This window comes from Haladaptatus sp. SPP-AMP-3 (assembly GCF_049568665.1).
GTDB lineage: Archaea > Halobacteriota > Halobacteria > Halobacteriales > Haladaptataceae > Haladaptatus > Haladaptatus paucihalophilus.
In genome coordinates this window covers 2,112,709-2,138,255 of sequence record NZ_CP145897.1, presented here as the reverse complement: position 1 = coordinate 2,138,255, position 25,547 = coordinate 2,112,709, and the positions used below count along the sequence as shown (strand labels likewise).

Genomic DNA, 25,547 nt, shown 5'->3' with positions numbered 1-25,547 from the left:
TTTTAAGAATGAGACAAACCACCCATATTGGAGAAATATTGTAAAAATAAGACGTTTATAGATACCCAAAGCGAGAGAGTATTATTATAATTTCCCTGCCTTTTTATATTCAACCCCTGCAGTGAGCGCCCGGACCTTAAATCCGATTTCGACGTAGGGTTTGTCTGATAAGGCGTATCCCGTGAATTTCCCTTCGATTCTATGGTGGCCCTCATCAGTGCCTAACCCTGTTATCTCTGAATCTTGGAGTCCATTCCAATTATATGGATTACCCTCTGAGTGAGCAAACGTAAATCCATATGGGCTATCTATAACTCTATCCTCCTCATCCCAGCTCCAGGTACTATAAAGCGTTAATTTCCATTGGATATTTCCAAGGGCACTCTTTTTTGCTATCGAGTAGTTTGTGTTGTGCCCACTACTTTGAATTGTTGCGAAATTTTTACTTTTTATTCCTGTATCTTTATACACGCGGCTATTTTCTGCCCCTCTAATGTTATATTTTAAATGATTGGGTATCTTTTGAATTATTGATTCGTCGTTTCGAGCTTGGCGTAGTGAATTTATACGTTCTAGATTGATTGTAGATTCACCCTCCTTCGAAACATTCCCATCTTCACCCATTCTATACGTTTCTAAGGTGACCTCATCATGCATACCGTAGTCTTCGATGATCTGTTTGAGTATTGGTTTACTAGATTCTTCTTTAATTATTCGTCCCTTCGATTCTTCATCTTGGTTGGGTTTTTTTGCGCTGGTAACTCCTGTACCCATCAATGCCAGCGAAGCTCCACCCATACTCTTGAGAACTTTCCTCCGTGTTTGCCATTTACTGTCTCGCATGACAATTTATTCTACATTTCTAATCCATATATATTTAATGTTGATACATACATATTAAATTTAAATCCCGGATGAGCAAATGAGGGGCCGATTTTCGTCCACCATCTTGTCAATATAACGGCTATAGTTGCCTCAAATTCATGGTAGGATAGCATGAAACTAACCAAGAATCACTTACAGAAGTGACACGAGGTTTTGGTTAGGAATTCGACAAACAGATTGCCGAAGAGTCGGCCGTGAGAACGAGGGTTCATTCCCGGTCCACTTTATCAATGATAAAAGTATGCTTGAATTACCTTCTGACACCCTCTATCATCTATGTTCGGCGAATTTTCCATTCTGATACCAACATCACATGATCGCTGTATCTCTGTTTTGCTAAAACGGAGTCTTTGGACCGGAAACTAGCCGAAAAACGGTCGCAACAGGGATTCTCCCAAGGAAACAACGCCTCTACTCCCCGCCAGCGATCAAAAAATCAACCGCCGAAATTCAGGCGTTCTCGACTTGCTTGAGCACGTCGGGAGCGCTCTCCAACGCCTCGTCCAGTTTGTCTGCGTCGGGACCGCCGCCCTGCGCGAAGTCGGCGGGGCCGCCGCCGCCACCACCGACGAAGGAGGCGAGTTCGCCGACGACCGAACCGGCGTTCACCGACGAACCGTCGGGGATGGCGACGACGAACTGCGCGCCGTCGGCACCGCTGCCGATGACGGCGATTTTACCGTCCTCGGCCATCGCGTTGGCCGTGGCGCGGAGTTCCTCCATGTCGGTGTCGATTCGCTGGATGACGGCGGTCGTGTCGCCGACTTCGATTTCCTCGCCGCCGCCCGCACCGCTGGCGCGGGCCTCGGCGAGTTGCTCTTTGAGGTCCTCTATCTGCTTGCCGCGGGCCTTCCACTCCTCGAAGAAGCGGTTGGCCGTCTCCGGTACCTCCGACGGCGAAACGTCGAGCGTGTCGGCGGCGGCGCCGAGGTAGTCCTCGGTCTCCTGCGTCGCCTCGATGGCGGCGTCACCGGCGGCGAAGGTGAGACGTTCCACACCGTCCTGCACGCGCTCGGTGTTGAGGAGTTTGATACAGCCGACGTCGCCGGTCCGACGGACGTGAGTGCCACCGCAGGCCTGCACGTCCTCGGCGACGTGGATGAGGCGGATGTTCGTCCCGGCGGGAATCCCGCCCTGATAAAGGTCGAAGCCGAACTCCTCTTCGGCCTCGTGACGGTTGGGCCACTCCTGCTGGACCGTCGTGTTCTCCATGACGATTTCGTTGGCCAGCAGTTCGATTTGCTTCGCCGTCTCGCGGTCGATTCGCTCGTAGTGGCGCACGTCGATGCGCGAGCTGTCGGTTCCCTTCTGGGCACCGGCCTGCCGGATGTGGTCGCCGAGAATCTGGCGCGCCGCGTGGACGACGATGTGGGTCGCCGTGTGGTGGCGCATCAGGCGACGGCGACGCTGGGCGTCTATCTGTCCGCGGACGATGGAGCCCTTATCCACGGGTTCGTCGGTGTGATGGAGCACCACGCCGTTGTCGATTTGGGTGTCCGTGACCTTCGCCGTCTTCTCGTCGGTCGAGAGCGTTCCGTGGTCGCCGGGTTGGCCACCGCCCTCCGGGTAGAACATCGTCTGGTCGAGCACGATGTCGTAGCCCTCCTCGCGGTCGAACACGTCGAGGACGACGGCCTCGAAGTCCGTTCGGTACTGGTCCTCGTAGTAGAGGCGTTCGGTCTTGGGGAGGTCGGTGAACCGGTCGTCCTCGGATTCTTCCTCCTCGAACGCCTGTCCGCCGTCGTGGCGCTCGGCGACGAGGCTGTAGAAGTCGTCCGGAACCGACACCGAGGCACCGAACTCGTCGGCGATTTCCTCGACCATATCGGGCTGTAGGCCGTGGGAGTCGTACAACTCGACGAGCGTCTCGGTCGGGATGGGTTTGCCTTCCTCGGCGTGTCGTTTGGCGAGGCGACGAACCCGGCGGCCGCCCTGTTCGAGCGTTTCGCGGTACTTTTCGACCTCCGTCCGAACGATGTCGCGGATGGTGTCGCGGTTCTCGTAGTCGAGGCGTTCGGCCTGCATGTCCACGAGTTCGTCCAGCGGCGCATCGACGCCGACGGTATCACAGAGGCGCTTCGTCCGGCGAAGCACCATGCGGGCGAGATAGCCGGTGGCGACGTTGCTCGGGACGATGCCGTCGCCGAACATGTAGGCGAGCGCCCTGCTGTGGTCGGCGATGGCGTAGATGGTTTCGAGCGGCTCCATCAGTTCGACGAGTTCCGTCGTCGAGACGCCGACCTTCTCCGCGATGTTGTCGCGGGCGGCGTCCATGTCCTCGGCCTCGTCGATGTCCATGTGACCCGCGAGCTTCGCGGCGCGGTGGACGAGTTCCGCTTCCTCCTCGGAGAGATGTATGTCGGCGTTCTCCTTGAGGAAGGCTATCATGTCGGGATAGACGGCCTCGTAGACGGTCGGGGTTCCCTGACTCATCCACGTCCAGCGTTCCAGTCCGTACCCGGTGTCCACGATGTACGTGTCCATCGGGCTGTACCGGTTGCCGTCCTTCATCTCGTACTCGCCGTCGGGGTCCTGCTCCATCGACATGAAGACGAGGGTGGCGAGTTCCGCACCCTTGTAGATGACCTCGATGGCGGGTCCGGCGTTGCCGCCGCCGACCCACGGGTCCTCGATGTAGGTGATTTCGTCCAAATCCGCGCCGACGGACTCGAACAGTTGGTCGCAGTAGGCCACGGTTTCGTCCTTCCAGTAGACTTCGCCGTCGTAGGCGTACTCCTCCTCGGCGTCCTCGCGGACGTTGAAGGCGTGATGGGCCATCATCTCGAAGGCCATCGTGTGCCGTCCCGTCTTGCCAACGTTGTCGATGTCCTGCATGCGGATGCAGGGTTGGCTGATGGTCAGCGGGTTGGCCGGTGGCGGCGTCTTCCCGCTGGTGACGAGGGGCTGGAAGTCGTAGATGGATGCCTGTGTCAGCAGCACGTCGTCGCGCCAGCGATTCGCCGCGACCGGGTAGGGGTCGATTCGTTCGTGGTCGTGTTCCTCGAAGAACGAGAGGAACACCTCCCGCATCTCCGATAGGGAATACTCCTCCTCGAAGCCGGGGTCGTCGATGAACCCGTACTCCGCACACGGCGGTTCCCCGCACGTCTGTCGGTCGTGGTCGCGCGTCCAGAAGTGCGCTCCACACTCGGAGCACTCTTTTCGCACGAAGTCGTTTTCCTCGAAATAATCGAGGCGATACTCCTCCTCGAGTTCGCTCATTCTTGGTAGTTTGTCACCCATCGGTGCGTAAAACAGTTCCGCAAGCACGTTCAGGCCGGGCGAGACATCCGCCAGGAGCGGGGAACGCGTCCGTCGCCGCTCCGAACCCGCGAGGGAAGCGATGCCAGGGAACGGGCGAAAGAGTCGAACGAGTTAGAACAGTTCGCCGACGAACTCGAAGACGGCGAAGCCCGAAACGTCGGCGTCGAGCGCGTACGATTCGAACCGCCGAACCGAGTAGCGGTAGGCGACCGGAGGCGCGACGACGCCGAGGAGCACCGCGATGAGGCCGCCGATGAGGCGGACCGTAGGCGGCGAAATCGCCACGGCGTACCCGAGGAATCCCGTGATGAACTCGAACATGCTCGAAACCCCCGCCGCCGTGCCGGGCGTGATGGCGGTGACGGCACCGCCGTAGCCGAGGAGCACCACGAGCGAGTACGTCGCGAACGCCGTCTTGCTCGGGACGACGGCCGTCCGACTCTTGGTGACGTTGACTTCGCCGAACCGCGGGAACGTGGTCCCGATGCCGATGGCGACGACCGCCCCCGCGAGTCCGAGGAGGACGCTCAGGCCGGTCAAGGAAAGCCACCTCGTCAGTCCGAGGGGACTCAAAAACCCGGTAATCGCGGTGGCGAGGACGACGATGGGGAGGCCGACGACGGTCACGGCGAGGACGTGTCCCTTGACGAACTCCCTTCCGCGGATGGACGAGATGAGCGTCACCGGCAGCATCGAACCTTCGTCGCCGAGGGGGTTCAGCGTCGCGCCGCCGATGGCCCACGCGCCGTACAGCGAGACGACGACCGGTAGCGATTCGGTGACGTGACCCGCCTGGACCGCCTCCTGAATCGGACCGGAGACGAGGAACACCGGATACACGACGTAGAGGAGTCGAATCGGGGAGCGTTTCGTTCGCCGCCAGACGTTGGCGACCACGGAGCGCGTCGGTTTGGACGCGATGCCCGCGAGGAAGTCGGCGTTCGACTCGCTGGCGTCGTACTGCTTGTTTTCGGGTTGCACCCGGTCGCCGTACCAGAGTCGCGTCGCCAACCGAACGTCGAGCGCGAACAGGACCGGCAGGCCGACGACGACGAGGGCGACCGCGCCGCCGACCCGCGCGAGCGACGGCGATGCGCCGGGAATTCCGAGGACGAGGAAGTCCCCCAGCCACGCGGTCGGCGCGTTCTGCAACACCCCGGCGAGCGAGGCCATGACCGTACCGAGCGCGTTGCTCATGACCGCGGCCATGTAGATGCCGAACGCGAGAACAGCGAGGACGGATTTGTACTGGGCGAGGAGTTCCGACCGTTCGAGCGCGAGTTTGATGAGCAGACCGAGGATGTGGCCCGCGACAAGAGCCGTCGTGACGAGTCCGAGCAGGGCGAGGACGATGGTAACGAGCGGAAGCGGCGTGCCGAGGGAGAGGCTCAACGCCGCGGTTATCGACAGCAGCGGTATCGCCGCGATGGAGACCACGCGGGCGAGTTCCGCGCCGAGCAGTCCGCCCACCACGTCGCGGGCGGAGACGGTCGTCAACATGCCCGCCTCTTGGTCGATACGGCCGGTTTTGCCGATGACGCGGGCGGCGATCATCCCGGTGACCATGAGCCACCAGACGGCGATACCGCCGCGCGCGCCCTCCAACAGCGGGAGGTCCGTCGTAGCGAGTTCGCCGCCGAACTTGTACGCGGCGTACGAACCGGCGACGGTCGGGACGCCGATGAAGATGAGGGCGAACAGCCCGAAGGCGAGCATCTGAATCGGCTTCTTCCCGATGGCGCGAACGCTCCGGCGGTACTCCATGCGGGCGATTCGAACGCTCCGTCCGGGACTCCAGTTCATCGTTCCACCGGTGTCGCGGCGGGTTCCTCGCTCGTCACGTCGAGGAACACGTCTTCGAGCGTCTGTTCTTTCTCGGCGCGGTGGGTGAGTCGCTCCGGCGAGTCCTCGGCGACGAGCGACCCGTCGTACAGCACGCCGACGGTATCGGCGAGCTCTTCGACCACGGGGAGGATGTGCGTCGAGAGGAAGACGGTCATGCCGTCGGCGGTGAGTTCGGAGATGAGTTCGCGCACGGTGCGGGCGGCACGCGGGTCGAGGCCGGACGTGGGTTCGTCGAGGAACACGACGTCGGGTTCGTGAAGGACGGTCTGAATCAGCGCCGTCTTCTGTTTCATCCCCTTCGAGTAGGTGCCGACGCGCTCGTCCGCGTCGTCGAGGAGGTCGAAGCGGCGGAGGAGTGTCTCGATTCGGTCGTCGGCCTCCACGTTACGAAGCCCGGCGATGTACTGCAACTGCTCGCGGGCCGTGAGTTCGTCGTACAGCGGCGGCTCCTCGGGCATGTAGCCGATGTGCGGAACGACGGCGTCCCGGTCGGCGATGGAGTGGCCCGCGACGCGTGCGGTACCGCTCGTCGGCGGCGTCAGCGTCGTCAGCATCCGCATCGTCGTCGTCTTCCCCGCACCGTTCGGGCCGAGGAAGCCGTAGACGGATTCGGACGGAACGGTCAGTTCGAGGTTCGAAACGACCGTCGTGTCGTCGAACCGCTTCGTCAGTCCGTCCGTCTCGATGGCGGGCCTCATCGACTACCCTCCGGCCGCGCGAGTTCGAATTGGAGAGCGACGCTCGTGGGGACTGTGCGAACCATACTTCGTGGAGTGTACCGAGACGTAAAAAATCCGACTGAAACGGTCAGTCAGTTTTGTAATAGAAAAGTGATAGGATAGCGGTGAGGGGTCAGTTATCGAGCGCCAGCGACGCCAACATCGCTTCGAGTTGCACGCGCTCGTTCGCACCTTCCGTGATGCGGAAGTCGGCTTCGCCGACGCGCTCGAGGACGCGCACCGCGTCGTCGTCGTCCAAGTCGAACTCCCAAATCGAGCGATGGAGTTGGTCGATGATGTCGCCACCGGCCATGCCGCGCTCGGTGAGCAGTTCGTCGAGGATGGAGCGCGAACGGGTGAAATCGCCGTCGATGGCGTGTCGAACCATCTCCTTGATGTCCTCCGGTCGTGCGGTGCTGGTGATGACGAAGACGCTCTCTTCGTCCACCTGTTCGCCCATGACCGCGGCGGCTTGCAGGGCGTTGATGGCTTTCCGCATGTCGCCGTCGGCGGCGTAGACGAGCGCCTCGATGCCGTCATCGGTGGTTTCGATGCCCTCCTCGTCGGCGACGTACCGGACGTACTCGGCGACCGCATCGTCGGGAATCGGGCCGAAGCGGAACACCGCACACCGCGACTGGATGGGGTCGATGATCTTCGAGGAGTAGTTACACGACATGATGAAGCGCGTCTTGTCCGAGAACTGCTCCATCGTGCGGCGGAGGGCGGCCTGCGCGTCGCTCGTCAGGGAGTCCGCCTCGTCCAGGAAGATGATCTGGAAATCGACCGCGCCGGGGTCGTGGCGGGCGAAGTTCTTGATCTGGTCGCGCACCACGTCGATACCGCGCTCGTCGGAGGCGTTCAGTTCGAGGAAGTGGCTCTGCCAGCTATCGCCGTACAGTTCCTTGGCGATGGCGACCGCACAGGTCGTCTTTCCGATGCCCGCCTGCCCGGAGAACAGCAGGTTGGGCAGGTCGTTCCGCTCGATATAGCTCTTCAGTCGAGCCGTGATGTCGTCGTGGCCCGCCACGTCGTCGAGGGTTTGGGGCCGGTACTTCTCGACCCAGATGGTTCCACGTCCGGGGACGGTTTCCGCGTCGGCCTCGCTCATGGTCCAGCAGAGGTACCTATCGTTCTTAAAGTCCCCGAGACTCCGCGCCCGCGGTTCACGATTTCCCGTCGAGAGAACGGCCGGTTAGGCCAGCGATTCCGGCGAACAACGCACGATTCTCCGCGACAACGACTCAATTACTATTCGGCCGGACGCCGACAACCGGCCCATGCGTGCACACGTGAGTATCCTCGTCGTGGTGCTACTGCTCGCCGTCATGCCCGCGACGGCGGCGGCAGAACAGACGCGAACCGGCGGAACGGTCGTCGTCGAGCAGGGCGAAACCGTCCGCGACGGTCTCACCGCCACCGGCGGAACCGTCGTGATTCGCGGTACGGTCGACGGCGACCTGAGCGCCTTCTCCGGGAACGTCCTCGTCGCCCAAAACGGACGGGTCAACGGCGACGTGTCGGCTGTCGCCGGGAACGTCCGAATCGAGGGGACCGTCACCGGAACCGTCGACGCACAGACCGGCAACCTCGCCATCGCCCAGTCGGCCACCGTCGGGTCCCTCGAAGGCGCGGCGGGGTACACCCTGATAGCGGGCACCGTCGAGGGGAACGCGCGGGTTGCGAGCGATACGCTCACGCTCGCCAACACGGCGAACGTCGGCGGCAACCTCGTCTACGACACCGAAACGTTCAACCGCCAACAGGGTGCCACCGTCAGCGGGACGGTCCGACAGGACGAATCGCTTGGTGACGCGGGTCCCGCACCCGTGCCGCGAGTGCCCAACTGGGTCGGCGCGGTGTACGGTTTCTTCGTCAACCTCCTCTTGGGCATCGTGCTCTTGGCGGCGTTCCCCGGCTTCTCCGAGGGCGTCGCCGACCGGGGGCGAGCCGACCCGGTGCTTTCGGTCGGGGTGGGCCTCCTCCTCCTCGTCCTCATCCCCATCGTGCTCATCGTCTTCGCCGTGACCCTCATCGGCATCCCCATTTCGATTCTCGGTGCCATCATCTTCGCCATCTTCCTCTGGATCGCCACGGTGTACGGGTCGTTCACCGTCGGCGTCTGGCTGCTCTCGCTGGCCGACGAGGGGAGTCGGTGGATTGGCTTGGTGCTCGGCCTGTTCGTCATCGCCGTTCTCGACCGGATTCCCATCGTCGGCGGCATCGTCCAGTTCGTCGTCCTCCTGCTGGGACTCGGAGCGCTGGCGATGGCGCTCCGGGCGCACTACCGCGGACGCCGGAGCACGCCGGAGTACGCCGAAACGACGCGCAGGGGAACCGACGAGGAGACGCCCGCGGACTGAGATACTATTTTCGTCGTCTTCGACACGCTCAAGGGCCGAGAACGGTAAGTCACGGTAATGAACGTGACCGTCGAGGTGGTCGGCGAGGGGAGCCACGAGTTCGACGTGGACGACGAAACCTACGCCGACTTGGTGTCGAAAGTGGACCTGAGTCCGCACGAGGTGTCCGTGATGGTGGACGGGCGGCCGGTTCCGGAGGACCAACCGGTCGAAGCGGAACGCGTGAAAATCCTCCGGCTCATCAAGGGCGGATGACCGTCCGGGCCGCGACCGGGGACGACCACCTCGACGTGTTGCGAATCGTGAACGGCGCGATGCTCGAAATCGACGCCACGGCAGTCGAGGAGAAAATCGAGTCCGGGGACGTGCTGGTGGCGGAAGACGAAGGGCGACCCCTCGGCGCGGCGGTGCTCAACGCCGCGGCGGACCGACCGACCCACATCGAGGCAATCGCGGTGCGACGAGCGCGGCGGGGGCAGGGAATCGGCGGCGAACTGGTAGCGGCCGCCGTCGAACGCGAGGGAGCGCTGACGGCCGATTTCGCGCCGAGAGTGCGGCCGTTCTACGAGTCGTTGGGGTTCGAAATCGAGGAGGGAGGGAATGGAGATGAGCCGGAAACGGGCGGCGAAACCGAAGGGGACGGACGGTTGTGGGGACGGTTCGAAAGCGAAGACTGATACCGCGAGTTCGCCAACGACGACCATGGACGAGACGAAACGCCGCCGTCTCTCGCTCATCTGGATGGCGTTCGCGCTGGCGATGGGGTACTACGCGCTCGCTGACGGGTTCGACGCCGCGACCGGCGAGTTACTGAGCCTTCTCGTCGCCCTGTTCGGCGTCGGACTGGCGGCGCTCTACTACTTCAATCCCGGCGACGTGCTGTCGTTCAACTGAACGGGAGCGGCGGAGAGTCGCGGAGGCGGCGTCCTCCCGAAACCCGACTGATGTATTTTTTACAAAAATTCGGTTTCGGGAGCGCTTTACTGTGTTCGTTCGGTAGTCCAACGTAATGGTCAGACAGGAGTCACGCTCCCTCGGCATCGTCACGGGAGAGCGGGCACCGGAACTGTCGGGAAACGGACGTGCCGTGCAGGCAGAGTTACGCGACCGTGGCTGGGCGGCGGAACCCGTCATCTGGACGGACGAAGATATCGATTGGTCGCGCTTCGACGTCGCGCTTGTCCGCTCGTGCTGGAACTATCACATCCGACCGGACGCCTTCCGCGAGTGGACAGAAACCGTCGAGGAGGCGGGGGTGACGCTACTCAATCCGGCCGCGGTCGTTCGCTGGAACATGCACAAGTTCTACCTCCGCGAACTCGCCGCGGAGGGCGTCGATATCCTTCCGACGGCGTGGGTGGAGCGGGGGAGCGACAGGGACCTTCGGTCCGTGTTTCGGAAAAACGACTGGCAGGAAGCCGTGGTGAAACCGGCCATCGGGACGAGTTCGGCGAACGCGTGGCGCACGTCGGTTGACGAGGCGGCAGACCGGCAAGAGGAGTTCGAGACGCTCGTGGCCGACCGAGGCGTGCTCGTCCAGCAGTTCGCGCCGGAAATCGCTGACGGGGAGCGGTCGCTCGTCTTCTTCGGCGGCGAGTTCAGCCACGCGCGGCGGCGCTATCCCGCCGACGGGGACTTCCGCGCCCACAACAGGTACGGCGGGACGGGAGAGGCCTACGACCCGCCGCGAAAACTCGTCGAGCAGGCGCGAGACGTGCTCGAAACTGCGTGCGAAATTCTGGACATCGACCCCGTTTCCCTCCCGTACGCTCGCGTGGACGGTCTCGAACGGGATGGTGGATTCCACCTGATGGAACTCGAACTCGTCGAGCCGTATCTGAGTCTCGACACGCGTGAAGGGTCGGTGACGACGTTCGCCGACGCCATCGAGTCCGCGCTTCGCGTCGTCCGAAAATAAGTCGATGAAAGTCTAAATCAGCGGTTCGACCAGTTCCGTACCGGCGTCGAGGAGGTCACGAACGCGGTCGTCGCTCTCTCCCTCGGCGTAAATTCGCATCGCCGGTTCCGTTCCGCTCGGGCGGACGAGCAGCCACGACCCGTCGTCGAGGAGGATTTTGAAGCCGTCCTTCGTCACCACGTCTGCCACGTCGTGACCCGCGACCTCGTCGGGGAGTTCGGCTTCGAGGTCGGCGAGGACGCGCTCCTTTTCGTCGTCCGGACAGTCGAGACTGATTTTGTTCTGGTGAATCTCGCCGAACTCGGCGAGCAGGTCGTCCACGCGGTCGTCGAAGGGGCGTTCGGCCGCGATTGCCGCGGCGAGGAGAGCCATGAGCACGCCATCCTTCTCGCGGATGTGGCCGCGAATCGTGAACCCGCCGCTCTCCTCGCCGCCGACGAGCGCGTCGTGGTCCGCGATGGCCTGTGCGACCCACTTGAACCCGACCGGCGTCTCGTGGACCTCCTCGCCGTGTTTCTCGGCGATGCGGTCGATGAGGAACGTGGTCGAGACGGTGCGAATCGCCGACCCCGAGTCGGCTTCGAGGAGGTACTCGTACAGCGCGGCGAAAAAGAGGTTCTCGTCCAAGAAGCCGCGTTCGGGGGTGACGACGGCGATTCGGTCGGCGTCGCCGTCGTTCGCGATACCGATGTCGGCGTCGCCGTCTTCGACCGCCGCGACGAGTTCCTGAAGATTCTCCTCGCTCGGTTCCGGCGACGACCCGCCGAACTCCGGGTCCCGTTCACAGCGGAGGCATTCGACGCTCGCGCCCGCTTCTTCGAGGAGTTCGTCGGTGACGCCGCGGCCGCTCCCGTGCATGGCGTCGTAGACGACCGAGAGGTCCTCGAAGTCGGCGTCAACGAGGTCGAAGGCGTGGTCGGCGTACGGGGAAACGAAGTCCTCCTCGCTGACCCGGCCGTGTTCGGACTCCGGCAGCGGGTCGGGTTCGGCGAGTCGGGCCATTATCTCGTCGGTCACTTCGGGGAGGGCTGGCGCACCGTCGGACGGGATGAACTTCACGCCGTTGTACTCCGGCGGGTTGTGCGAGGCGGTTATCATCAGTCCGCCCGCGAGGTCGCGGTTCACGAGCGTCCACGCGAGAATCGGCGTCGGGGTGTCCCGCTCGGGGATGAGCACGTCGAACCCGTTCGCGGCGAGGACGCGACAGAGGTCTTCCGCGAATCCGCGCGAGGTTTCGCGGGCGTCGTAGCTCACGGCGACCGTCTCGCCCGCACGGTCCTCGACCTCGCGGAGGTAGTCGGCGACCGCTTGGCCTACGATTTGCACTCGCGGCGACGTGAACTCGTCGAGCGTCGCCCGCCAGCCGTCGGTTCCGAACGAAATCGGCGTATCCATACATCGTTCGTCACCGCCGGGGTCGAAAAAACCACCGTGTGGCGTGGTCCCAGAGAAATATTGAACATCCAACCAAAACGCGCTTTCGGGAATCGTTTTGTGAACCCGACGAGAGTTCTCGTTCATGAGACGGAGGCGAATACGAGCGGCATCCGCATCCACGTGCTACTGGAATACGGGACAGTTCAACCGGCACCAACGACGGTCGGGACGGAACAAGCCCGTTAAACGTTCGTGGCACCAACAGAGCAAATAATGCAACCCAAACCGACAGTCGTCGCGGTATGCGGCAGCATGCGCGACGGAAGTCACACGCGGACAGCCCTGAAACACGTCCTCGACGCCGCCGCGGAAGCGGGGGCCGAGACGGAACTCATCGACGTTCGGGAGTACGACCTCCCGATATTCGACCCCGACGAGGAGATGCCGGAGGATGCGGAGGAGATAACGCGGACGATTCGAGAGGCGGATTCCGTCGTGCTCGGCAGTCCGGTGTACCACGGGTCGTACACCTCCGCCTTCCGCAACGTCCACGACTACTGTAGCTTCGACGAGTTCGAGGATACCACCGTCGGCCTGCTCGCGGTCGCCGGTGGTGGCTCCTACGGCAGCACGCTGGACCACATGCGAATCACCGTTCGCGGCGTCCACGGGTGGGTGCTTCCACACCAAGTCGGGATTCGGAATGCGTACGACCAGTTCGAGAACGGCGAGTTCAAGGACGAGGATTTGGAGGAGCGAACGAGAAAGCTCGGACAGCAGGCCGCAAAATACGCCTTCATCACGCCCGACGTCACCTCGGCGGAAGCCGACGAGACGGAAGCGGAGGAAGCGGCGGCGGACGACTGAAACCGGTTTCGAAAACTCTCAGTCGATAAGACGTTCCTTTTCGGCTCGGCGCAACTGTTTTATCTCGTATTCGCGGGACATCGCCGCGGATTTCGACTCGAATCGCTCGGTGTGGCGCAGCGTGACCGGTGTCCTCCCGCGGGTGTATTTCGCCCCGTTTCCGGCGTCGTGTTCCGCCACCCGGCGGTCGACGTCGGTCGTGTAGCCGGTGTAAAAAGTGCCGTCACTGCATTCGACGACGTAAACCCAGTGGTCGGTCACACCTGACAGGCTTCGCGTGGTTCGTCTTTGTCCTGTCGGTTCCGCCCCCGTTCAGCCACAGCGGGCTATACTTTTTGCGCACGCTCTCGTGCCACCTCGGCGATACCTGCGTTCGCCGAGCAAGCAGGGCAAGCGCGGATGTAACCGGATTCGTCAGCGAAGACGCGCGCAAATCGTTCCGAGACGTGCGCGCCACAGTGGTCACAGTTTGGCATGCTGTCAGCCGACGATTACCTCGTCGGCAACTGAACCTTCTCGGTGAGCGCATAAATATGCTTTCCAAAATCAGACCCAAATTCGTCGATGGCAAAGATTTGTTCGCCTATTACACAACAATATGCTCAAACAATACTGTTCGATTGCGTGTGGATAGATTCGTTTTGTGAATCGAAAAACACGGGGCGACGACCCCCTCATTTCCGGTGGAAAACGGGAGACCTCAGTCGTCGTTCAACGCTCAGTGGTCGTCCCACGTCTTCTCACCCGCGGGAATCAGCAGATCCAGCCAGTTCTCCTCGGGCGGGAGCGGACACGAGAACGTCTCGCTGTAGGCACAGAACGGGGAGTACGCGAGGTTGAAGTCCACGACGATTTCGTCTCCGTCGGCCGGTTCGCGGTCGGGGTACAGTTCGAGATAGCGACCGTTCTCGTAGCTCTGTTGCCCCGTCGTCTTGTCCCGGAACGGAACGAACAACGAGTCTTGACCCTCCTGCTGGTACACCACGAGTGAGGCCTCCTCGCCGTCCACATCGAAGTGGAGCGTCATGGTCCGCAGGTAGCGCTGTGACGGCCCGGCGGTCGTTTCGAGGTCGAGGGGTTCGGGGTCGTCGTGTCGCTCGACCGTCGCCGTCACTCGATAGTCGGCATCGGGGTCGAAGTACGACAGGTCATCGAAATCGTCGCGTTCCCCCGGCGGAATCGGTGACTGCGGGTGGCTCCCGAAGAAGTCGTCTTTCTCCGCTCGGGTGGAGAGCAGTTCCTCGCGCCAGTCGGCCTCCGTGGTCTCGAACTCGGTCATACCGTGGCGTACTCGTTCGCGGCGGGTAAACGCTCCGTCCTTCGCCAGTCGCGCCGAGAGCGGGAGAGCGAGGGAAAACATCAATTCTCCACAAAGAATTTACCCGAGAACGCGAACCGGGAGGACGTATGGGAAATCCACTTGGACTCATCCTCGCTCTCTTCGGTATCGCACAAGCCGCAAAACCGTACGGATTCGCGCGGTTTCAGGAACAGATGGACGCCATCGGAAGCAAACGACGCTCGTCGGAAGTCGAACCGGCGGAATGGAAAGTACTGTGGACGCGGGTGATGGGCGTCATCCTCACCGTCATCGGTCTCGGCCTACTTCTCGGCTAAGGTCGTCGCGTCGCTACCCATGCACACCGATTCGTCCCTTTTCCCCCGATCACTTCCGCCGCGTGCTTAGGTTTAAATACCGAGACGGGAGCACCTCAGGTCAACAGCCCTAAGCAGGGGGGAAACAGAGACACGATGATGCCGGACTGGCGGACGATATTCGGACACGACGCGCCCTACGACGAGCAGCGGGACGGTATCGAGACGGCCATCGAAACCGCCCGCGACGACGGCTTCACCGTCATCGAAGGTGCCTGCGGGACTGGCAAGACTATGCTGGCGCTGACGGCCGGTCTCGACCTCGTTCGTGACCCGGACAGTCAGTACGAACGCGTGTTCGTCCTCACGAGCGTCAAACAGCAACTCCGCCAGTTCGAAACCGATCTGAAGACCATCAACGCGAACCTCCCCGACGATTGGAAACCCATCTCCGCGATGACGCTCGTCGGGAAGGCGGACGTCTGCCCCTACAGCCGCGAGAACGCGGGAAACATCGACGACGAGACGGTGTACGACCGCTGTGAGGGACTTCGGGAGCGCACCCGGGACCTGACCGGCGAGGGCGGCGCGGTGACGGCCCAGAACCTCGCGTCCCAAGCCCGAAGCCAGCAGATGGGGTTGGCCGACTCCGGAAAACAACGAAGCGGCGCGTCGTTCCTCGAAACGGCGGAGGAACCGACGCCGTACCCTCCCGAGATGCCCGAGTACAACGACGTGGAGTACTGTCCGTTCTACGCGCAATTCTTGGACGACATGCCGGAGGACGGCGACCCGATAGAGGCCGTTCCGTTCGATTTCGACGACATGGGGCTCATCGAACCCGCCGATCTCGTCGCCAACTCCGTCCAGTGGGGCACCTGTCCGCACTCGATGATGGGTGCGCTCCTCGGTCACGTGGAGGTCGTCGTCGGCAACTACTACCACGCCTTCGACCCGGTGACGACGGCGACGTTCACCGGCGCGCTGGTGGACGACTCCACCTTCCTCGTCTGCGACGAAGCGCACATGCTGGAACCGCGCGTCCGCGACCTCGTGAGCCAGTCGGTCGGCGATTCGACGCTCCGCGACGCGGAGTCGGAACTCACGCGCGTCATCCAACCCGTCAAGTTCGACGACCGGGACGCGAAACACACCACCGCCGACGCGGAGTTGGTTCGGACGGAACTCGAAGATGCGAACGTCACGCTCCGCGAACTGGAGGACACCCGCGATTTTATCCGGGATTTGCGCGACGAACTCGACCGGCGCGTGACGGCCCATCTGGAGCGCGAACACCGCGGGTGGAAGACGAACCTCACCGACCTGCCGGACGAGGAGATACCCCTCCGCGACCCGACGGTTCCGCAACCTGACGAGATTTCCGAATGGGCCGCGGACGCGGGCTACGACGGCGGGACATGGGCGCGCGCGGAGGCGGTGGGGGCAATCGTCGCGCGAATCCTCGACGAGGCGGAGGACGAGGACAGGGAGCGCGCCGCGCTTCCCGCCGGGCGCGTTCTCGGCGAGTGGTACCGCAACGACCACGAGGAGTACTTCCGCGAAATCGTCCTCGAACGGACGTGGAACGACCGCGAACCCGACGATTCGTGGCGGCGAGCGTACAACGCGCAACTCGCCATGCAGAACTGCGTGCCGAGCGGTGCCATCGGCGAGCAACTCGGGGAGTTCGGCGGCGGGATTTTGATGAGCGCGACGCTCGAACCGCTCGAAATCTTCGAGGAGGTGTCCGGACTCGGGCATCTCGAAGCCGACGGTAGGCCCATCGTGGAGCGGACCTTCGGCCTGAACTTCCCCGAGTCGAACCGCGAGAGCTTCGCGGTGGACGCCCCGAAGTTCACCTACGACAACCGGGGCGCGCCGGGCGAGGAAACCCCGGAGCGGCAGGTGTACGCGGACGCGGTTCGGGACGTGGCGCGCTCGCCGGGCAACGTCCTCGTCGGCATGCCGAACTACGCGGAGGCGACGTGGGCCGCAGAACACCTGCGGGGCGTCGTGGACAAACCGGTGCTGTTGGACGAGAGTAGCGCGGACGAGGCGACGGAGGACTTGAAGGACGAGTTCTTCGGCGGCGAGTCGAAGGTGCTCGTGACGAGCCTCCGTGGAACGCTGACGGAGGGCGTCGATTATCGCGGTGACAGACTCCGCGCGGCAGTCGTCTGCGGGGTTCCCATCATCAACACCGCCAGTCCGCGGACGCGTGCGGTGCGAACCGCCTACGAGCGGAAATTCGGCGACGGGTTCACCTACGCATTGACCGTCCCGGCGGTCAGGAAGGCGCGGCAGGCGCTCGGCAGGGTCATACGCGGCTCGGACGAACGGGGGATTCGCGTGCTGGTGGACAGCCGCTACGCCCGCGAGTCGTGGGACAGCGTTCGGGAGTTCTTCCCCGAAACGGAGCGCGAGGAGTTCCAACCGGTCAGTCCGGACATGCTCTCGTTCGGCTTGGAGCGGTTTTGGGACAGGAATTGAGAGGAATAACGACCGTTTCGAGGAGATAAGTTCGAATTGTAGGCTCGAACGGTGCGCGCGCTTTTTGCGTCGAGGCGGTGTCCCTCGTTCGGAGGAACATATGACAGGGACACCCAAATCACAACGCCGGACGCTCCTGAAAACGGCGGGTGCGCTGACGGGACTCGGCGTTCTCGGGCGACTGACGACCGCACAGAACACCACCGATTCTGGAACGACGACGAACGGGACGTCGAATACGACGAGCACGACGGACCGGTCGGGTGGCAACGGGGGACAGGAGTCCCGTCGAACCATCATCCTCGGGGCGCGAGTCGGTCACTGGCTCGGATTGGCACCGAAGGTCATCGAGGGACGGCGCAACCCGACACTGGGGTTCATTCCGACCGAGCGATACAAAGTCATCTGGATCAACCTCGACGGAAATCGACACGAGTTCCAGATAATCGGCCAGAAAAACGGCGATTTCGGCCAAGTAATCTACCGAACGGACTCGTCGTCGAAACGAGGAGAAACGCGGACGTTGACGTTCGAGCCGACAGATCGGATTCGGCGGTACCGCTGCCGGTACCATCCCGACAGCATGCGCGGGGACATCGACAGGTCGGGGCGGTTCGGCGGTGGCGGCGGGACGTTCACCACGGGAACGACGACCGGAACGAACACGACCGAAGGGACCTTCAACACGGAAACCACAGGCGGGACGTTCACGACAGAGACGACCGAGGGGACGTTTACGACGGGCAGCGGATACACGACAGAGACGACCGAGGGGACGTTTACGACCGACACCACCGACGGCACGTTCACCACCGATACCACCGAAACGACGAGTCGATAGCGCGCCCACGGTCACCGCGGATGCGGTGTACGTTTGCGGCGACTACCCGACGAAGTACGACGCCGAAGAGAACATCGACGGCGATCCGTCGGGGAGTGTTGATTCCATCTGCTCGCTGGTTCCACCACGCCGTGTACGCGCTGAACCCGGACGACCGTCGCGTGGCTATCGCTGCTCTACGATGTCGGCCGTCCCGCCGTCGATGACGTGCACGTCGTCGGGGTCGAAGCCGACGCGAACGCGCTCGTCGTCCGGTGCCTCGGGAACGCGAAGCGTGACCGGTTTCCCGTCCCAATCGAGGTGGACGCGGAACGCTTCGCCGAGGAACTCGACGGCTTCGACGGTCGCTGAAAAGGCGTTCTCGCCGCCGCCCAGTCGGAGCGCCTCGGGGCGAACGCAGAACGTCACCGAGTCGGCGGTCGAACCGGGGACGAGGAACTCGTGGCCGCGGACGGCGACCAGCGACCCCCTCGCTTCGTGTGCGCGAGTCTCGCCCGAGAAGAGGTTGTTCTCGCCGACGAACTCCGCGACGAACCGTGATTCGGGACGGCGGTACACGTCCTCGGGGCGGCCGACTTGCTCGATTCGACCGTCGTTCATCACGGCGACGCGGTCGCTGATGGCGAGCGCCTCCTCTTGGTCGTGAGTGACGTACACCGTCGTGATTCCGAGGTCGGATTGGATGCGAGAGACTTGCGTGCGGAGGTCGTCGCGGAGGCGGGCGTCCAGCGCGCTCATCGGTTCGTCCAGCAGGAGCAGGTCGGGACCGGGAGCGAGCGCGCGGGCGAGGGCGACGCGCTGTTGCTGGCCGCCGGACAGCTCGTCTGGGTCGCGGACCTCGAACCCGTCCAAGCCGACCAGTTCGAGCAGTTCGAGGACGCGCTCCTCGTCCGTTATCGCACCCGGCGGGTCGCGGAAGCGGAGACCGTAGCCGACGTTTTCCGCGACGGTCATGTGCGGAAATAGGGCGTAGTTCTGGAAGACTAAGCCGACGCCGCGTTCCTCGGGCGGCACGCCAGCCATCTCGCGGTCGCCGAATCGAACCGTCCCGGCGGTGAGGTCCTCGAAGCCCGCGATGGCGCGGAGCGTCGTCGTCTTGCCGCATCCCGACGGGCCGACGAGGGTGAAGAACTCGCCGTCGGCGACGCGAAGGGACACGTCGTTCAGGGCGGTCACGCCGTCGTACTCCTTCCGGACGCCGGAGAGGCCGAGTTCAACCACCTTCCCACCTCCCGCCGAGGCGGTCGATGATGACGAAACTGACGGCGGTGACGACGAGCAGGACGGTGCCCATGGCCGTGGCTGGCCCGAGGGTCTGCTTGCCGAGGAAACGTTCGACTGCGACCGGCATCGTGTAACTGCTACTCCCCGTGGCAAGAATAACTGTCGAGTCGAACTCGCCGATGCTGATGGCGAATGCGAAGGCTGCTCCAGCGGCGAGACCGACCGCCACGAGTGGGAGTTCGATATCGACCAGCGTGCGTACGCGGGTCGCGCCGAGCGCCCGCGCCGATTCGACGGTTCGTCGGTCGATTCCGGCAAGCATGGGCGATACGTTGCGCGTGACGAAGGGATAAGCCGCGACGGCGTGGGCCGCGACGATAGCCACCGCGCCGCCGACCCGTATCCGCGTTCCGGCAATGGGAATCCCGAAGACGAGGCCGCGGAGCATGCCCAATCCGACCATGATGCCGCTCACGGCGAGGGGGGCCATCGCCACGGCTTCCACGATTCGGCTCTTCCGTGCCCGCGTCAGGACGGCGATGACGACGCCCATCGGGAGCGCGACGAGGAGCGTTCCGACGCCGAAGATCAAGGAGTTCTGGACCGCGACGCCAGGTTTGGTCTGGAACGACGCGCCGGACACCTGCCGCGTCACGAGGAACTCGTAATAGCGCAGGGTGAACCCGGACGGCCCGGTGAAACTTTCGAGGACGGTGCTCACGAGCGGACCGAGAAAGAGGACGAGGACGACGAGCAGGTAGACCGCGACGCCCGCCCGTTCCAGGGTTTCGGCGAGACCGCCGTCGCCCGAAAAGAGGCGTTTCCGCGGGAGGGGTCTGCTGGCCCGCGAGACGGCGCTCTGGCGGGCCTCGTACCGGAGGTATCCGTAGGTCAGGGCGAGCGACAGAGTGGTTTCGAGGACGGCGAGGACCGCCGCCTCGGAGTAGTCGAGTCGCTGAACGAGCGCGTACACCCACACTTCGACGGTCTGGAACTGGAATCCGCCCAGCGCGAGAACGATTGGGAACGACATGAACGTGAAGATGAACGTGAGAAGTGCGCCGGTGAGGATCGCGGGGAGCAGTTGGGGGACGAGCACGTCTCGGAACGCTCGAAACCGTCCAGCGCCGAGGCTTCGGGCGGTTTCGACCTCGCGGGCGTCCACGCTCTCCCACGCCGCGTTCGTCACGCGGGCGACGAGCGGCGCGTTGTAGAAGGCGTGGGCGGCGACGATGGCGGGGAGGTTGTACAGCAGCGAGTACGGTCCGAGGCCGATAACGCCAACCAGGTCGTTGAACAGGCCGTTCTGCCCGAACATCGCCACGAATCCGATGGCGACGAGGATGGACGGCATGACGAACGGGAGGATGGTCAGCGAGCGAATCGTGCGACGCCCCGGAAACTCGTAGCGCGCGAGGACGTAGGCGCCCGGGAGACCGAGGGCGACGCTGGCGAGCGTGGAGAGGAGGGCCTGATACGCCGTGAAGCCGAAGATGTCGAAGAGGTAGAAGCGGTCGGTCAGCACGTCGAGGAAGGCGTCGAGTCCCCCCGCGTCAGCGAAGACGATGGCGACGGGGTAGTAGAACAAGACGGCGAGCACGGCGCTGGTGGAGATGCCGAGGAGGGAGAGCGTGTGTCGTTCGAGCCAGCGCCCGGGGTTCATCTACTTGCTCGCAATCTGGCGCGCCCACTCATCAACCCATCCTTCCACGTTGCCCTTTAGTTGATCGTAGGAGTAGGTGACGGGTTTTTCTGGGGCCTTGGCGTACTTTTCGAACTCCTCGCCCGGTTCGGCCCAGTCCGTCGCCGGGAACGAGACGTTGAGCGTCGGAATCTTCGACTGAGCTTTCTTCGAGAGCACGAAGTCGAGGAAGGCGTCGGCGAGTTTCGAGTTGTCCGTGTCAGCGAACTTCGCCATCCCCTCGGGGTTGGCGTAGCCCTGTCCGTTCAGGAAGCCGATTTGGTGTTTCTTCAGGTTCGCGCCGTCGCGGTTGGCGTACACCTGGTCGGTGGAGTAGGAGACCACGATGGGTCGCTCGCCGTTCGAGAAGGCGGTGTAGGCCGCGTCCCACGAGCCGAGAATCTGAACGTCGTTGTTCGAGAGTCGCTTCCAGTAGTCGAGGTAGTTATCCTCGCCCATCTGGTGAATCGTCCAGAGCAGGAAGGCCCGCCCGGTCGCGGCCTGCTGGGCGTTCTCGGTCAACAGCGTCCCTTCGAACTTCGGTTTCGTGAGCGCGTCGAACGTTCCGGGGCCGTCGACCTTCGTCTCGTCGTAGACGAGGCTGACGTAGCCCGTGTCGTACGGGACGGCCCGGTTTTTCGGGTCGAACGTCAACCCCTCTTTGACGTGGCCGTAGTTCGAGAGGGAATCGGCTATCGGGGTGAACAGCTGTTTCCCGCCGAGTTTGTCGTCGATGGTGATGAGTTGGTCCACGTTCAGCCCGACGTACACGTCCGCGTCGATGCCGACGCCCTGTGTCTTGCGTTGGATGAAGTAGTTGACCTCGTTTTCAGGAGTTTGCCACTGGAGGGTGGCTTTCGGGTACTCCTTCTCGAACTCCTTTTTCAGCCACGCGCCGGGCGACGAACTGGGCGCGTCCACGAGCGCGCTGTACGTTGCGACGTTCAGCGTGCCGCTCAGTTCGGTCTGTGCCGTGGTCGTCGCGGTCGGGTCGCCGGTCGAACCCGCACCGCCGGAACCAGCATCGTCGGAGTTCCCGAGGCAGCCAGCGAGTCCGGCGAGTCCCGTCGCGCTCGCCGTAAGGAAGGTTCGTCGTTTCATTACTTGGTGGTTGTAGTCGGTGGTACTTAACGGACGTGATGTCGGGAAGAGTGCATCATTCATCCGGACAGGGAACGAGGGTAAAATCCGTAAATAAATCAGTTAGTGCTATATGAAATTTGATACGGTCCCTCAACCATCGCGTTCCGAAGTACGCCAAGAAGTGTCCTCTCACTCCACCCTCGTCACGGACACTTCGAGGAGGTCCAGATTGGCGCTAAAGTACGTGGCGTCGTCCGCGAATCGAAATCGGCCTCCCGTCGGAAGGTAGCGACGGGAGAACAGAAAGACGAAGACGGGCGTCTCGTAGAACTCGTAGGTGACGACGTAGCCGTTGTACTCGTCCGGTTGCGATATCACCTGCACGTCGTCGGGCGGTTCGTCGAGGATGGACACCGTGATGAACGCGGGCAGTTGGGAGACGATTCGGAACGGGACGTTCGGATAGAAATCGCGGGTGAACACCAGCACGCTCCCGGATGGCTGGGCGGACGGTCGAACGAGGGCACTGAAGTCGGCTGAGCGGTCCGTTGACGGCGGCTCGGTGTCGAATTCGTCTCTCATGCATGCTCCGAGGTATGGAAATCGGTCGTGCTGTCCGTAACGCTACCGTCGGCTCCGACGGACGGCCAAAAAATGGGTACGGAACCGCGTCGTTGCTACCCCCCGATGCGACGTCGAATCGATTAGCTGCTTCGGAGGCTGGTGCTGAGCAGGTTGAGCGTGCTGCTGAAGACCGACGCGTCACCGCTGAACTGACGCGTGTCACCCTGACTCAGCGAGAGGTTGCGGCCGAAGACGAACGTGGTGATCTGACCTTGGCCGCCACCGCCGCCACCGAGCAGGTAGCGGATGATGTAGCCGTCGTAGTCGTCCGGCTGGCTGATCTCCGGCACGTTGCCGCCGCCGGGACGTTCAAGCAAGCGAACCGTGGTGGCTTGCTCCAACGAGTTCACGACCCGGAACTGCACTTGCGGGTGGTAGTCGTAGGTGTACACCAACACGTTTCGGCCCTGCGCCGAGGCGCTCCCGGCGCTACCTAACCCCAACGCGAGTGCGCCCGTTGCGAGCGCACCTTTCTTCATAAACGAGCGACGTTCTTCCGATTCGACGTTTTCTGCGTCTTGTTGTTCTCTCACAGTCATCCCTTTTCCCCCCTCCCGGGGCGACAGGCTATAGGCCGGAACCGAAGATAAATGGCCGCGACTGTTTCAGTGACCAATGGAAAACTATCGTAGTTAGGGTCAGACGGGCAATCACGGCTCACCACGAGGGCGTACACGACACCGGTCGGTATTCGCGGTTACGGGGGATTCCATGCCCGTTACCGCGGTTGAAACTGAACCGGGCTTCGTTCGTCGCGGACCGTTTTCTGACTGGCGAATAGACAAAACGGACGAAAAAGAGAGCGGGGAGGCGCCATCGCGTTCCCACCCGGGCCGCTCTCACTCGCGTTCGAGTTCGCCGTCGGCCGCGGTCCAGTCGGTGAGACTCCCCTCGTAAAATCCGAGGTCGTCGTAGCCGAGCGAAGAGAGGACGACGTAGGTGTGGCTGATCCGCCGGGCGGTGTTACAGTAGAGGATGACGCGTTTGTCGGGGATGACACCGTTGGATTCGAGGATTTCACGAAGTTCGTCGGGAGATTTCAGGCCGCGGCTCTCCTCGTCAACGAGGTCGAGCCAATCCACATTGACGGCACCCGGAAGGTGACCGTCGGCGAATTCCGTCGGGTCGCGGGTGTCCACCAGCACGGCCTCCGGGTCGTCGATGGCGGCTTCGACCGCCTCGCGTCCGACGAGCGTGGTGCCCTCCGAATCGCGGGGCGAGTAGGAAACGGGGTCGGGCGATGGTACGTTGGTCGTCGTCCCGTGGTCGCGTTGCCACGAACTGAAGTCGCCGTCGAGCAGGTGGAGTCGGTCGTGGCCGTACAGTTCGGCGGTGACGAGGAACCGCGCCGCGAACACGCCGTGCATGTCGTCGTAGGCGACGATGGTGTCATCTTCGTCGATACCGGCGTTTCCGAGGAGATCCTTCCACGCCTCGACACCGGGGAGCATTCCGGCATCGTCGGCGTCGGACGACCGGAAGGCGTCGAACGGGATGTTGACCGCGCCGGGGAGGTGGCCGATTCCGTCGTACTCCCACGCGTCGCGGACGTCAACGACTCGTACCTCGTCCAGTCGCTCGGCGAGCCATCCTGCCGAGACGACGACGTTCTCGTGCATCGGTCCCCGGTACCGAGTCCAGCGTCTTAGCCCTCCGGGTACCGTCGAATCCGGCTTCAGACTGCAGATACCGGCCGATGTTGCCGATAGTTGGTCGTCGCGTTCGGTTCGCCACCTACCGGGGACCGGGTAGTCGGGAATCCGCTCCGAACTTGCAGAGATTTTTGCCGGGAAGCTCGACAGAAGGCGGAACCTTCCGGCAGTAACAAGAATATAACCGGAGCACGGAAAGAAGGGGATGCATGAGCGACAGCGACTACGCCAAGGACGTTCTCGTCAGCGCCGAGTGGGTGGAAGACCACCTCGACGAGTTCCAAAGTGACGAACCGAACTATCGACTCGTAGAGGTCGACGTCGACACTGAAGCCTACGACGCCGCCCACGCGCCGGGTGCAATCGGGGTCAACTGGGAGACGCAACTGCAGGACCAGACCACGCGCGACATCCTCGAAAAGGACGACTTCGAGGACCTGCTCGGCGGACACGGCATCGCCGAGGACACCACGGTCGTCCTGTACGGTGACAACTCCAACTGGTTCGCCGCCTACGCCTACTGGCAGTTCACGTACTACGGCCACGAGAACGTGAAGCTCCTCGACGGCGGGCGCGACTACTGGCTCGAAAACGGCTTCCCGACGACGGACGAGGTACCGTCGTACCCCGAAGTCGACTACGACGCCCGCGGTCCCTTCGAGGGAATCCGCGCTTACCGCGACGACGTGGAGAAAGCCATCGACCGCGGCGTTCCCCTCGTGGACGTTCGGTCGCCCGAGGAGTTCAGCGGCGAAATTCTCGCGCCCCCGGGACTGCAGGAGACGGCCCAGCGCGGCGGCCACGTCCCCGGTGCATCGAACATCTCCTGGGCGGCCACCGTGAACGACGACGGGACGTTCAAGTCGGCAGCGGAGCTCTGCGACCTGTACGAAAGTGAAGGCGTCACCAACGACCAGCAGGTCGTCGCCTACTGCCGTATCGGTGAGCGCTCGTCCATCGCGTGGTTCGCACTCTCGGAACTGCTCGGGTACGACAACGTCGCCAACTACGACGGGTCGTGGACCGAGTGGGGCAACCTCGTGGACGCGCCAATCGAAACCGGAAACTGACCACAGCGACCGAAACGACTGACACCGTTTTCTTCGAGCCGATACGTC

Annotated in this window: 25 protein-coding genes; 10 read left to right on the top strand and 15 right to left on the bottom strand. The window is 62.9% G+C overall.

Annotation, left to right across the window (positions count from 1 at the left end; genetic code table 11):
- Positions 1 to 84: 84 nt before the first annotated feature.
- From V5735_RS11845 to V5735_RS11825, 5 genes are all read right to left on the bottom strand, one after another.
- Complete coding sequence (locus V5735_RS11845) at positions 85 to 843, bottom strand: hypothetical protein (protein WP_423743707.1); 759 nt, start codon at positions 841 to 843, stop codon at positions 85 to 87.
- Between the two features lie 492 nt (positions 844 to 1,335).
- Complete coding sequence (gene alaS / locus V5735_RS11840) at positions 1,336 to 4,107, bottom strand: alanine--tRNA ligase (protein ID WP_423743706.1); 2,772 nt, start codon at positions 4,105 to 4,107, stop codon at positions 1,336 to 1,338.
- A gap of 153 nt (positions 4,108 to 4,260) precedes the next feature.
- Positions 4,261 to 5,952, bottom strand: a complete 1,692-nt coding sequence (locus V5735_RS11835; protein WP_423743705.1) for a hypothetical protein — start codon at positions 5,950 to 5,952, stop codon at positions 4,261 to 4,263.
- Positions 5,949 to 6,692, bottom strand: coding sequence for an ABC transporter ATP-binding protein (locus V5735_RS11830; RefSeq protein WP_423743704.1), 744 nt, complete (start codon positions 6,690 to 6,692; stop codon positions 5,949 to 5,951). Before V5735_RS11830 ends, V5735_RS11835 begins: the two co-directional genes overlap by 4 nt.
- Before the next feature lie 154 nt (positions 6,693 to 6,846).
- On the bottom strand, positions 6,847 to 7,824 hold the full coding sequence (locus tag V5735_RS11825; protein WP_423743703.1) for a replication factor C small subunit: 978 nt from the start codon (positions 7,822 to 7,824) through the stop codon (positions 6,847 to 6,849).
- Positions 7,825 to 7,993: 169 nt separating this feature from the next.
- Here V5735_RS11825 and V5735_RS11820 point away from each other — a divergent pair, with 169 nt between their 5' ends.
- The 5 genes from V5735_RS11820 to V5735_RS11800 all read left to right on the top strand — a co-directional run bounded on the left by V5735_RS11820 (position 7,994) and on the right by V5735_RS11800 (position 10,994).
- Positions 7,994 to 9,076 (top strand): polymer-forming cytoskeletal protein, encoded by a 1,083-nt coding sequence (locus V5735_RS11820; RefSeq protein WP_423743702.1) that lies wholly within the window; start codon positions 7,994 to 7,996, stop codon positions 9,074 to 9,076.
- A 57-nt stretch (positions 9,077 to 9,133) separates the two neighbouring features.
- Positions 9,134 to 9,331, top strand: a complete 198-nt coding sequence (gene samp2, locus V5735_RS11815; protein ID WP_423743701.1) for a ubiquitin-like small modifier protein SAMP2 — start codon at positions 9,134 to 9,136, stop codon at positions 9,329 to 9,331.
- Positions 9,328 to 9,753: a GNAT family N-acetyltransferase gene (locus tag V5735_RS11810; protein ID WP_423743700.1), complete on the top strand. Its 426-nt coding sequence runs from the start codon at positions 9,328 to 9,330 to the stop codon at positions 9,751 to 9,753. Before samp2 ends, V5735_RS11810 begins: the two co-directional genes overlap by 4 nt.
- 25 nt (positions 9,754 to 9,778) lie before the next feature.
- Positions 9,779 to 9,970, top strand: a complete 192-nt coding sequence (locus tag V5735_RS11805) for a hypothetical protein (protein ID WP_007976246.1) — start codon at positions 9,779 to 9,781, stop codon at positions 9,968 to 9,970.
- A gap of 115 nt (positions 9,971 to 10,085) precedes the next feature.
- The gene (locus V5735_RS11800; RefSeq protein WP_423743699.1) at positions 10,086 to 10,994 is read left to right on the top strand and encodes an ATP-grasp domain-containing protein; all 909 of its coding nucleotides are present in this window, start codon (positions 10,086 to 10,088) and stop codon (positions 10,992 to 10,994) included.
- A gap of 12 nt (positions 10,995 to 11,006) precedes the next feature.
- Here the strand turns inward: V5735_RS11800 and V5735_RS11795 are convergent, their stop codons facing one another.
- Positions 11,007 to 12,389 (bottom strand): phosphoglucomutase/phosphomannomutase family protein, encoded by a 1,383-nt coding sequence (locus V5735_RS11795; protein WP_423743698.1) that lies wholly within the window; start codon positions 12,387 to 12,389, stop codon positions 11,007 to 11,009.
- Positions 12,390 to 12,644: 255 nt separating this feature from the next.
- On the opposite strand from V5735_RS11795, the gene V5735_RS11790 reads away from it, so the two are divergent.
- Complete coding sequence (locus tag V5735_RS11790; RefSeq protein ID WP_423743697.1) at positions 12,645 to 13,238, top strand: NADPH-dependent FMN reductase; 594 nt, start codon at positions 12,645 to 12,647, stop codon at positions 13,236 to 13,238.
- An 18-nt stretch (positions 13,239 to 13,256) separates the two neighbouring features.
- Here V5735_RS11790 and V5735_RS11785 read toward each other — a convergent pair whose 3' ends face one another.
- From V5735_RS11785 to V5735_RS11775, 3 genes are all read right to left on the bottom strand, one after another.
- Entirely contained in the window at positions 13,257 to 13,499 is a 243-nt protein-coding gene (locus V5735_RS11785) for a GIY-YIG nuclease family protein (RefSeq protein ID WP_007976242.1), read from the bottom strand.
- A gap of 65 nt (positions 13,500 to 13,564) precedes the next feature.
- Entirely contained in the window at positions 13,565 to 13,714 is a 150-nt protein-coding gene (locus V5735_RS11780; protein WP_423743696.1) for a DUF7563 family protein, read from the bottom strand.
- Between the two features lie 242 nt (positions 13,715 to 13,956).
- The gene (locus V5735_RS11775; protein ID WP_423746023.1) at positions 13,957 to 14,517 is read right to left on the bottom strand and encodes a DUF1684 domain-containing protein; all 561 of its coding nucleotides are present in this window, start codon (positions 14,515 to 14,517) and stop codon (positions 13,957 to 13,959) included.
- Between the two features lie 128 nt (positions 14,518 to 14,645).
- Between V5735_RS11775 and V5735_RS11770 the strand changes: the two genes are divergently transcribed.
- The 3 genes from V5735_RS11770 to V5735_RS11760 all read left to right on the top strand — a co-directional run bounded on the left by V5735_RS11770 (position 14,646) and on the right by V5735_RS11760 (position 18,165).
- Entirely contained in the window at positions 14,646 to 14,855 is a 210-nt protein-coding gene (locus tag V5735_RS11770; protein WP_423743695.1) for a hypothetical protein, read from the top strand.
- Positions 14,856 to 14,990: 135 nt separating this feature from the next.
- Complete coding sequence (locus V5735_RS11765; protein ID WP_423743694.1) at positions 14,991 to 17,324, top strand: ATP-dependent DNA helicase; 2,334 nt, start codon at positions 14,991 to 14,993, stop codon at positions 17,322 to 17,324.
- Between the two features lie 100 nt (positions 17,325 to 17,424).
- On the top strand, positions 17,425 to 18,165 hold the full coding sequence (locus tag V5735_RS11760; RefSeq protein WP_423743693.1) for a hypothetical protein: 741 nt from the start codon (positions 17,425 to 17,427) through the stop codon (positions 18,163 to 18,165).
- A 165-nt stretch (positions 18,166 to 18,330) separates the two neighbouring features.
- Here V5735_RS11760 and V5735_RS11755 read toward each other — a convergent pair whose 3' ends face one another.
- The 6 genes from V5735_RS11755 to V5735_RS11730 all read right to left on the bottom strand — a co-directional run bounded on the left by V5735_RS11755 (position 18,331) and on the right by V5735_RS11730 (position 24,396).
- Complete coding sequence (locus tag V5735_RS11755; protein WP_423743692.1) at positions 18,331 to 19,386, bottom strand: ABC transporter ATP-binding protein; 1,056 nt, start codon at positions 19,384 to 19,386, stop codon at positions 18,331 to 18,333.
- Positions 19,379 to 21,052: an ABC transporter permease gene (locus V5735_RS11750; protein ID WP_423743691.1), complete on the bottom strand. Its 1,674-nt coding sequence runs from the start codon at positions 21,050 to 21,052 to the stop codon at positions 19,379 to 19,381. Before V5735_RS11750 ends, V5735_RS11755 begins: the two co-directional genes overlap by 8 nt.
- Entirely contained in the window at positions 21,053 to 22,171 is a 1,119-nt protein-coding gene (locus V5735_RS11745) for a thiamine ABC transporter substrate-binding protein (protein ID WP_423743690.1), read from the bottom strand.
- Between the two features lie 171 nt (positions 22,172 to 22,342).
- Positions 22,343 to 22,735 carry a hypothetical protein gene (locus V5735_RS11740; RefSeq protein WP_423743689.1) on the bottom strand — a complete coding sequence of 131 codons (393 nt, stop codon included), beginning with the start codon at positions 22,733 to 22,735 and terminating at the stop codon, positions 22,343 to 22,345.
- Positions 22,736 to 22,857: 122 nt separating this feature from the next.
- Positions 22,858 to 23,316 (bottom strand): twin-arginine translocation signal domain-containing protein, encoded by a 459-nt coding sequence (locus tag V5735_RS11735; RefSeq protein WP_423743688.1) that lies wholly within the window; start codon positions 23,314 to 23,316, stop codon positions 22,858 to 22,860.
- Between the two features lie 300 nt (positions 23,317 to 23,616).
- A complete protein-coding gene (locus V5735_RS11730) occupies positions 23,617 to 24,396 on the bottom strand; it encodes a sulfurtransferase (protein ID WP_423743687.1) in 780 nt (259 codons plus the stop codon).
- Between the two features lie 242 nt (positions 24,397 to 24,638).
- Here V5735_RS11730 and V5735_RS11725 point away from each other — a divergent pair, with 242 nt between their 5' ends.
- Complete coding sequence (locus V5735_RS11725) at positions 24,639 to 25,499, top strand: sulfurtransferase (RefSeq protein ID WP_423743686.1); 861 nt, start codon at positions 24,639 to 24,641, stop codon at positions 25,497 to 25,499.
- Positions 25,500 to 25,547 lie beyond the last annotated feature (48 nt).

Bases quoted from the DNA above. Each gene is read 5' to 3' on its own strand.
- V5735_RS11845 (WP_423743707.1), bottom strand. From the start codon at position 843: ATGCGAGACAGTAAATGGCAAACACGGAGGAAAGTTCTCAAGAGTATG.
- alaS (WP_423743706.1), bottom strand. From the start codon at position 4,107: ATGAGCGAACTCGAGGAGGAGTATCGCCTCGATTATTTCGAGGAAAAC.
- V5735_RS11835 (WP_423743705.1), bottom strand. From the start codon at position 5,952: ATGAACTGGAGTCCCGGACGGAGCGTTCGAATCGCCCGCATGGAGTAC.
- V5735_RS11830 (WP_423743704.1), bottom strand. From the start codon at position 6,692: ATGAGGCCCGCCATCGAGACGGACGGACTGACGAAGCGGTTCGACGAC.
- V5735_RS11825 (WP_423743703.1), bottom strand. From the start codon at position 7,824: ATGAGCGAGGCCGACGCGGAAACCGTCCCCGGACGTGGAACCATCTGG.
- V5735_RS11820 (WP_423743702.1), top strand. From the start codon at position 7,994: ATGCGTGCACACGTGAGTATCCTCGTCGTGGTGCTACTGCTCGCCGTC.
- samp2 (WP_423743701.1), top strand. From the start codon at position 9,134: ATGAACGTGACCGTCGAGGTGGTCGGCGAGGGGAGCCACGAGTTCGAC.
- V5735_RS11810 (WP_423743700.1), top strand. From the start codon at position 9,328: ATGACCGTCCGGGCCGCGACCGGGGACGACCACCTCGACGTGTTGCGA.
- V5735_RS11805 (WP_007976246.1), top strand. From the start codon at position 9,779: ATGGACGAGACGAAACGCCGCCGTCTCTCGCTCATCTGGATGGCGTTC.
- V5735_RS11800 (WP_423743699.1), top strand. From the start codon at position 10,086: ATGGTCAGACAGGAGTCACGCTCCCTCGGCATCGTCACGGGAGAGCGG.
- V5735_RS11795 (WP_423743698.1), bottom strand. From the start codon at position 12,389: ATGGATACGCCGATTTCGTTCGGAACCGACGGCTGGCGGGCGACGCTC.
- V5735_RS11790 (WP_423743697.1), top strand. From the start codon at position 12,645: ATGCAACCCAAACCGACAGTCGTCGCGGTATGCGGCAGCATGCGCGAC.
- V5735_RS11780 (WP_423743696.1), bottom strand. From the start codon at position 13,714: ATGCCAAACTGTGACCACTGTGGCGCGCACGTCTCGGAACGATTTGCG.
- V5735_RS11775 (WP_423746023.1), bottom strand. From the start codon at position 14,517: ATGACCGAGTTCGAGACCACGGAGGCCGACTGGCGCGAGGAACTGCTC.
- V5735_RS11770 (WP_423743695.1), top strand. From the start codon at position 14,646: ATGGGAAATCCACTTGGACTCATCCTCGCTCTCTTCGGTATCGCACAA.
- V5735_RS11765 (WP_423743694.1), top strand. From the start codon at position 14,991: ATGATGCCGGACTGGCGGACGATATTCGGACACGACGCGCCCTACGAC.
- V5735_RS11760 (WP_423743693.1), top strand. From the start codon at position 17,425: ATGACAGGGACACCCAAATCACAACGCCGGACGCTCCTGAAAACGGCG.
- V5735_RS11750 (WP_423743691.1), bottom strand. From the start codon at position 21,052: ATGAACCCCGGGCGCTGGCTCGAACGACACACGCTCTCCCTCCTCGGC.
- V5735_RS11745 (WP_423743690.1), bottom strand. From the start codon at position 22,171: ATGAAACGACGAACCTTCCTTACGGCGAGCGCGACGGGACTCGCCGGA.
- V5735_RS11740 (WP_423743689.1), bottom strand. From the start codon at position 22,735: ATGAGAGACGAATTCGACACCGAGCCGCCGTCAACGGACCGCTCAGCC.
- V5735_RS11735 (WP_423743688.1), bottom strand. From the start codon at position 23,316: ATGACTGTGAGAGAACAACAAGACGCAGAAAACGTCGAATCGGAAGAA.
- V5735_RS11730 (WP_423743687.1), bottom strand. From the start codon at position 24,396: ATGCACGAGAACGTCGTCGTCTCGGCAGGATGGCTCGCCGAGCGACTG.
- V5735_RS11725 (WP_423743686.1), top strand. From the start codon at position 24,639: ATGAGCGACAGCGACTACGCCAAGGACGTTCTCGTCAGCGCCGAGTGG.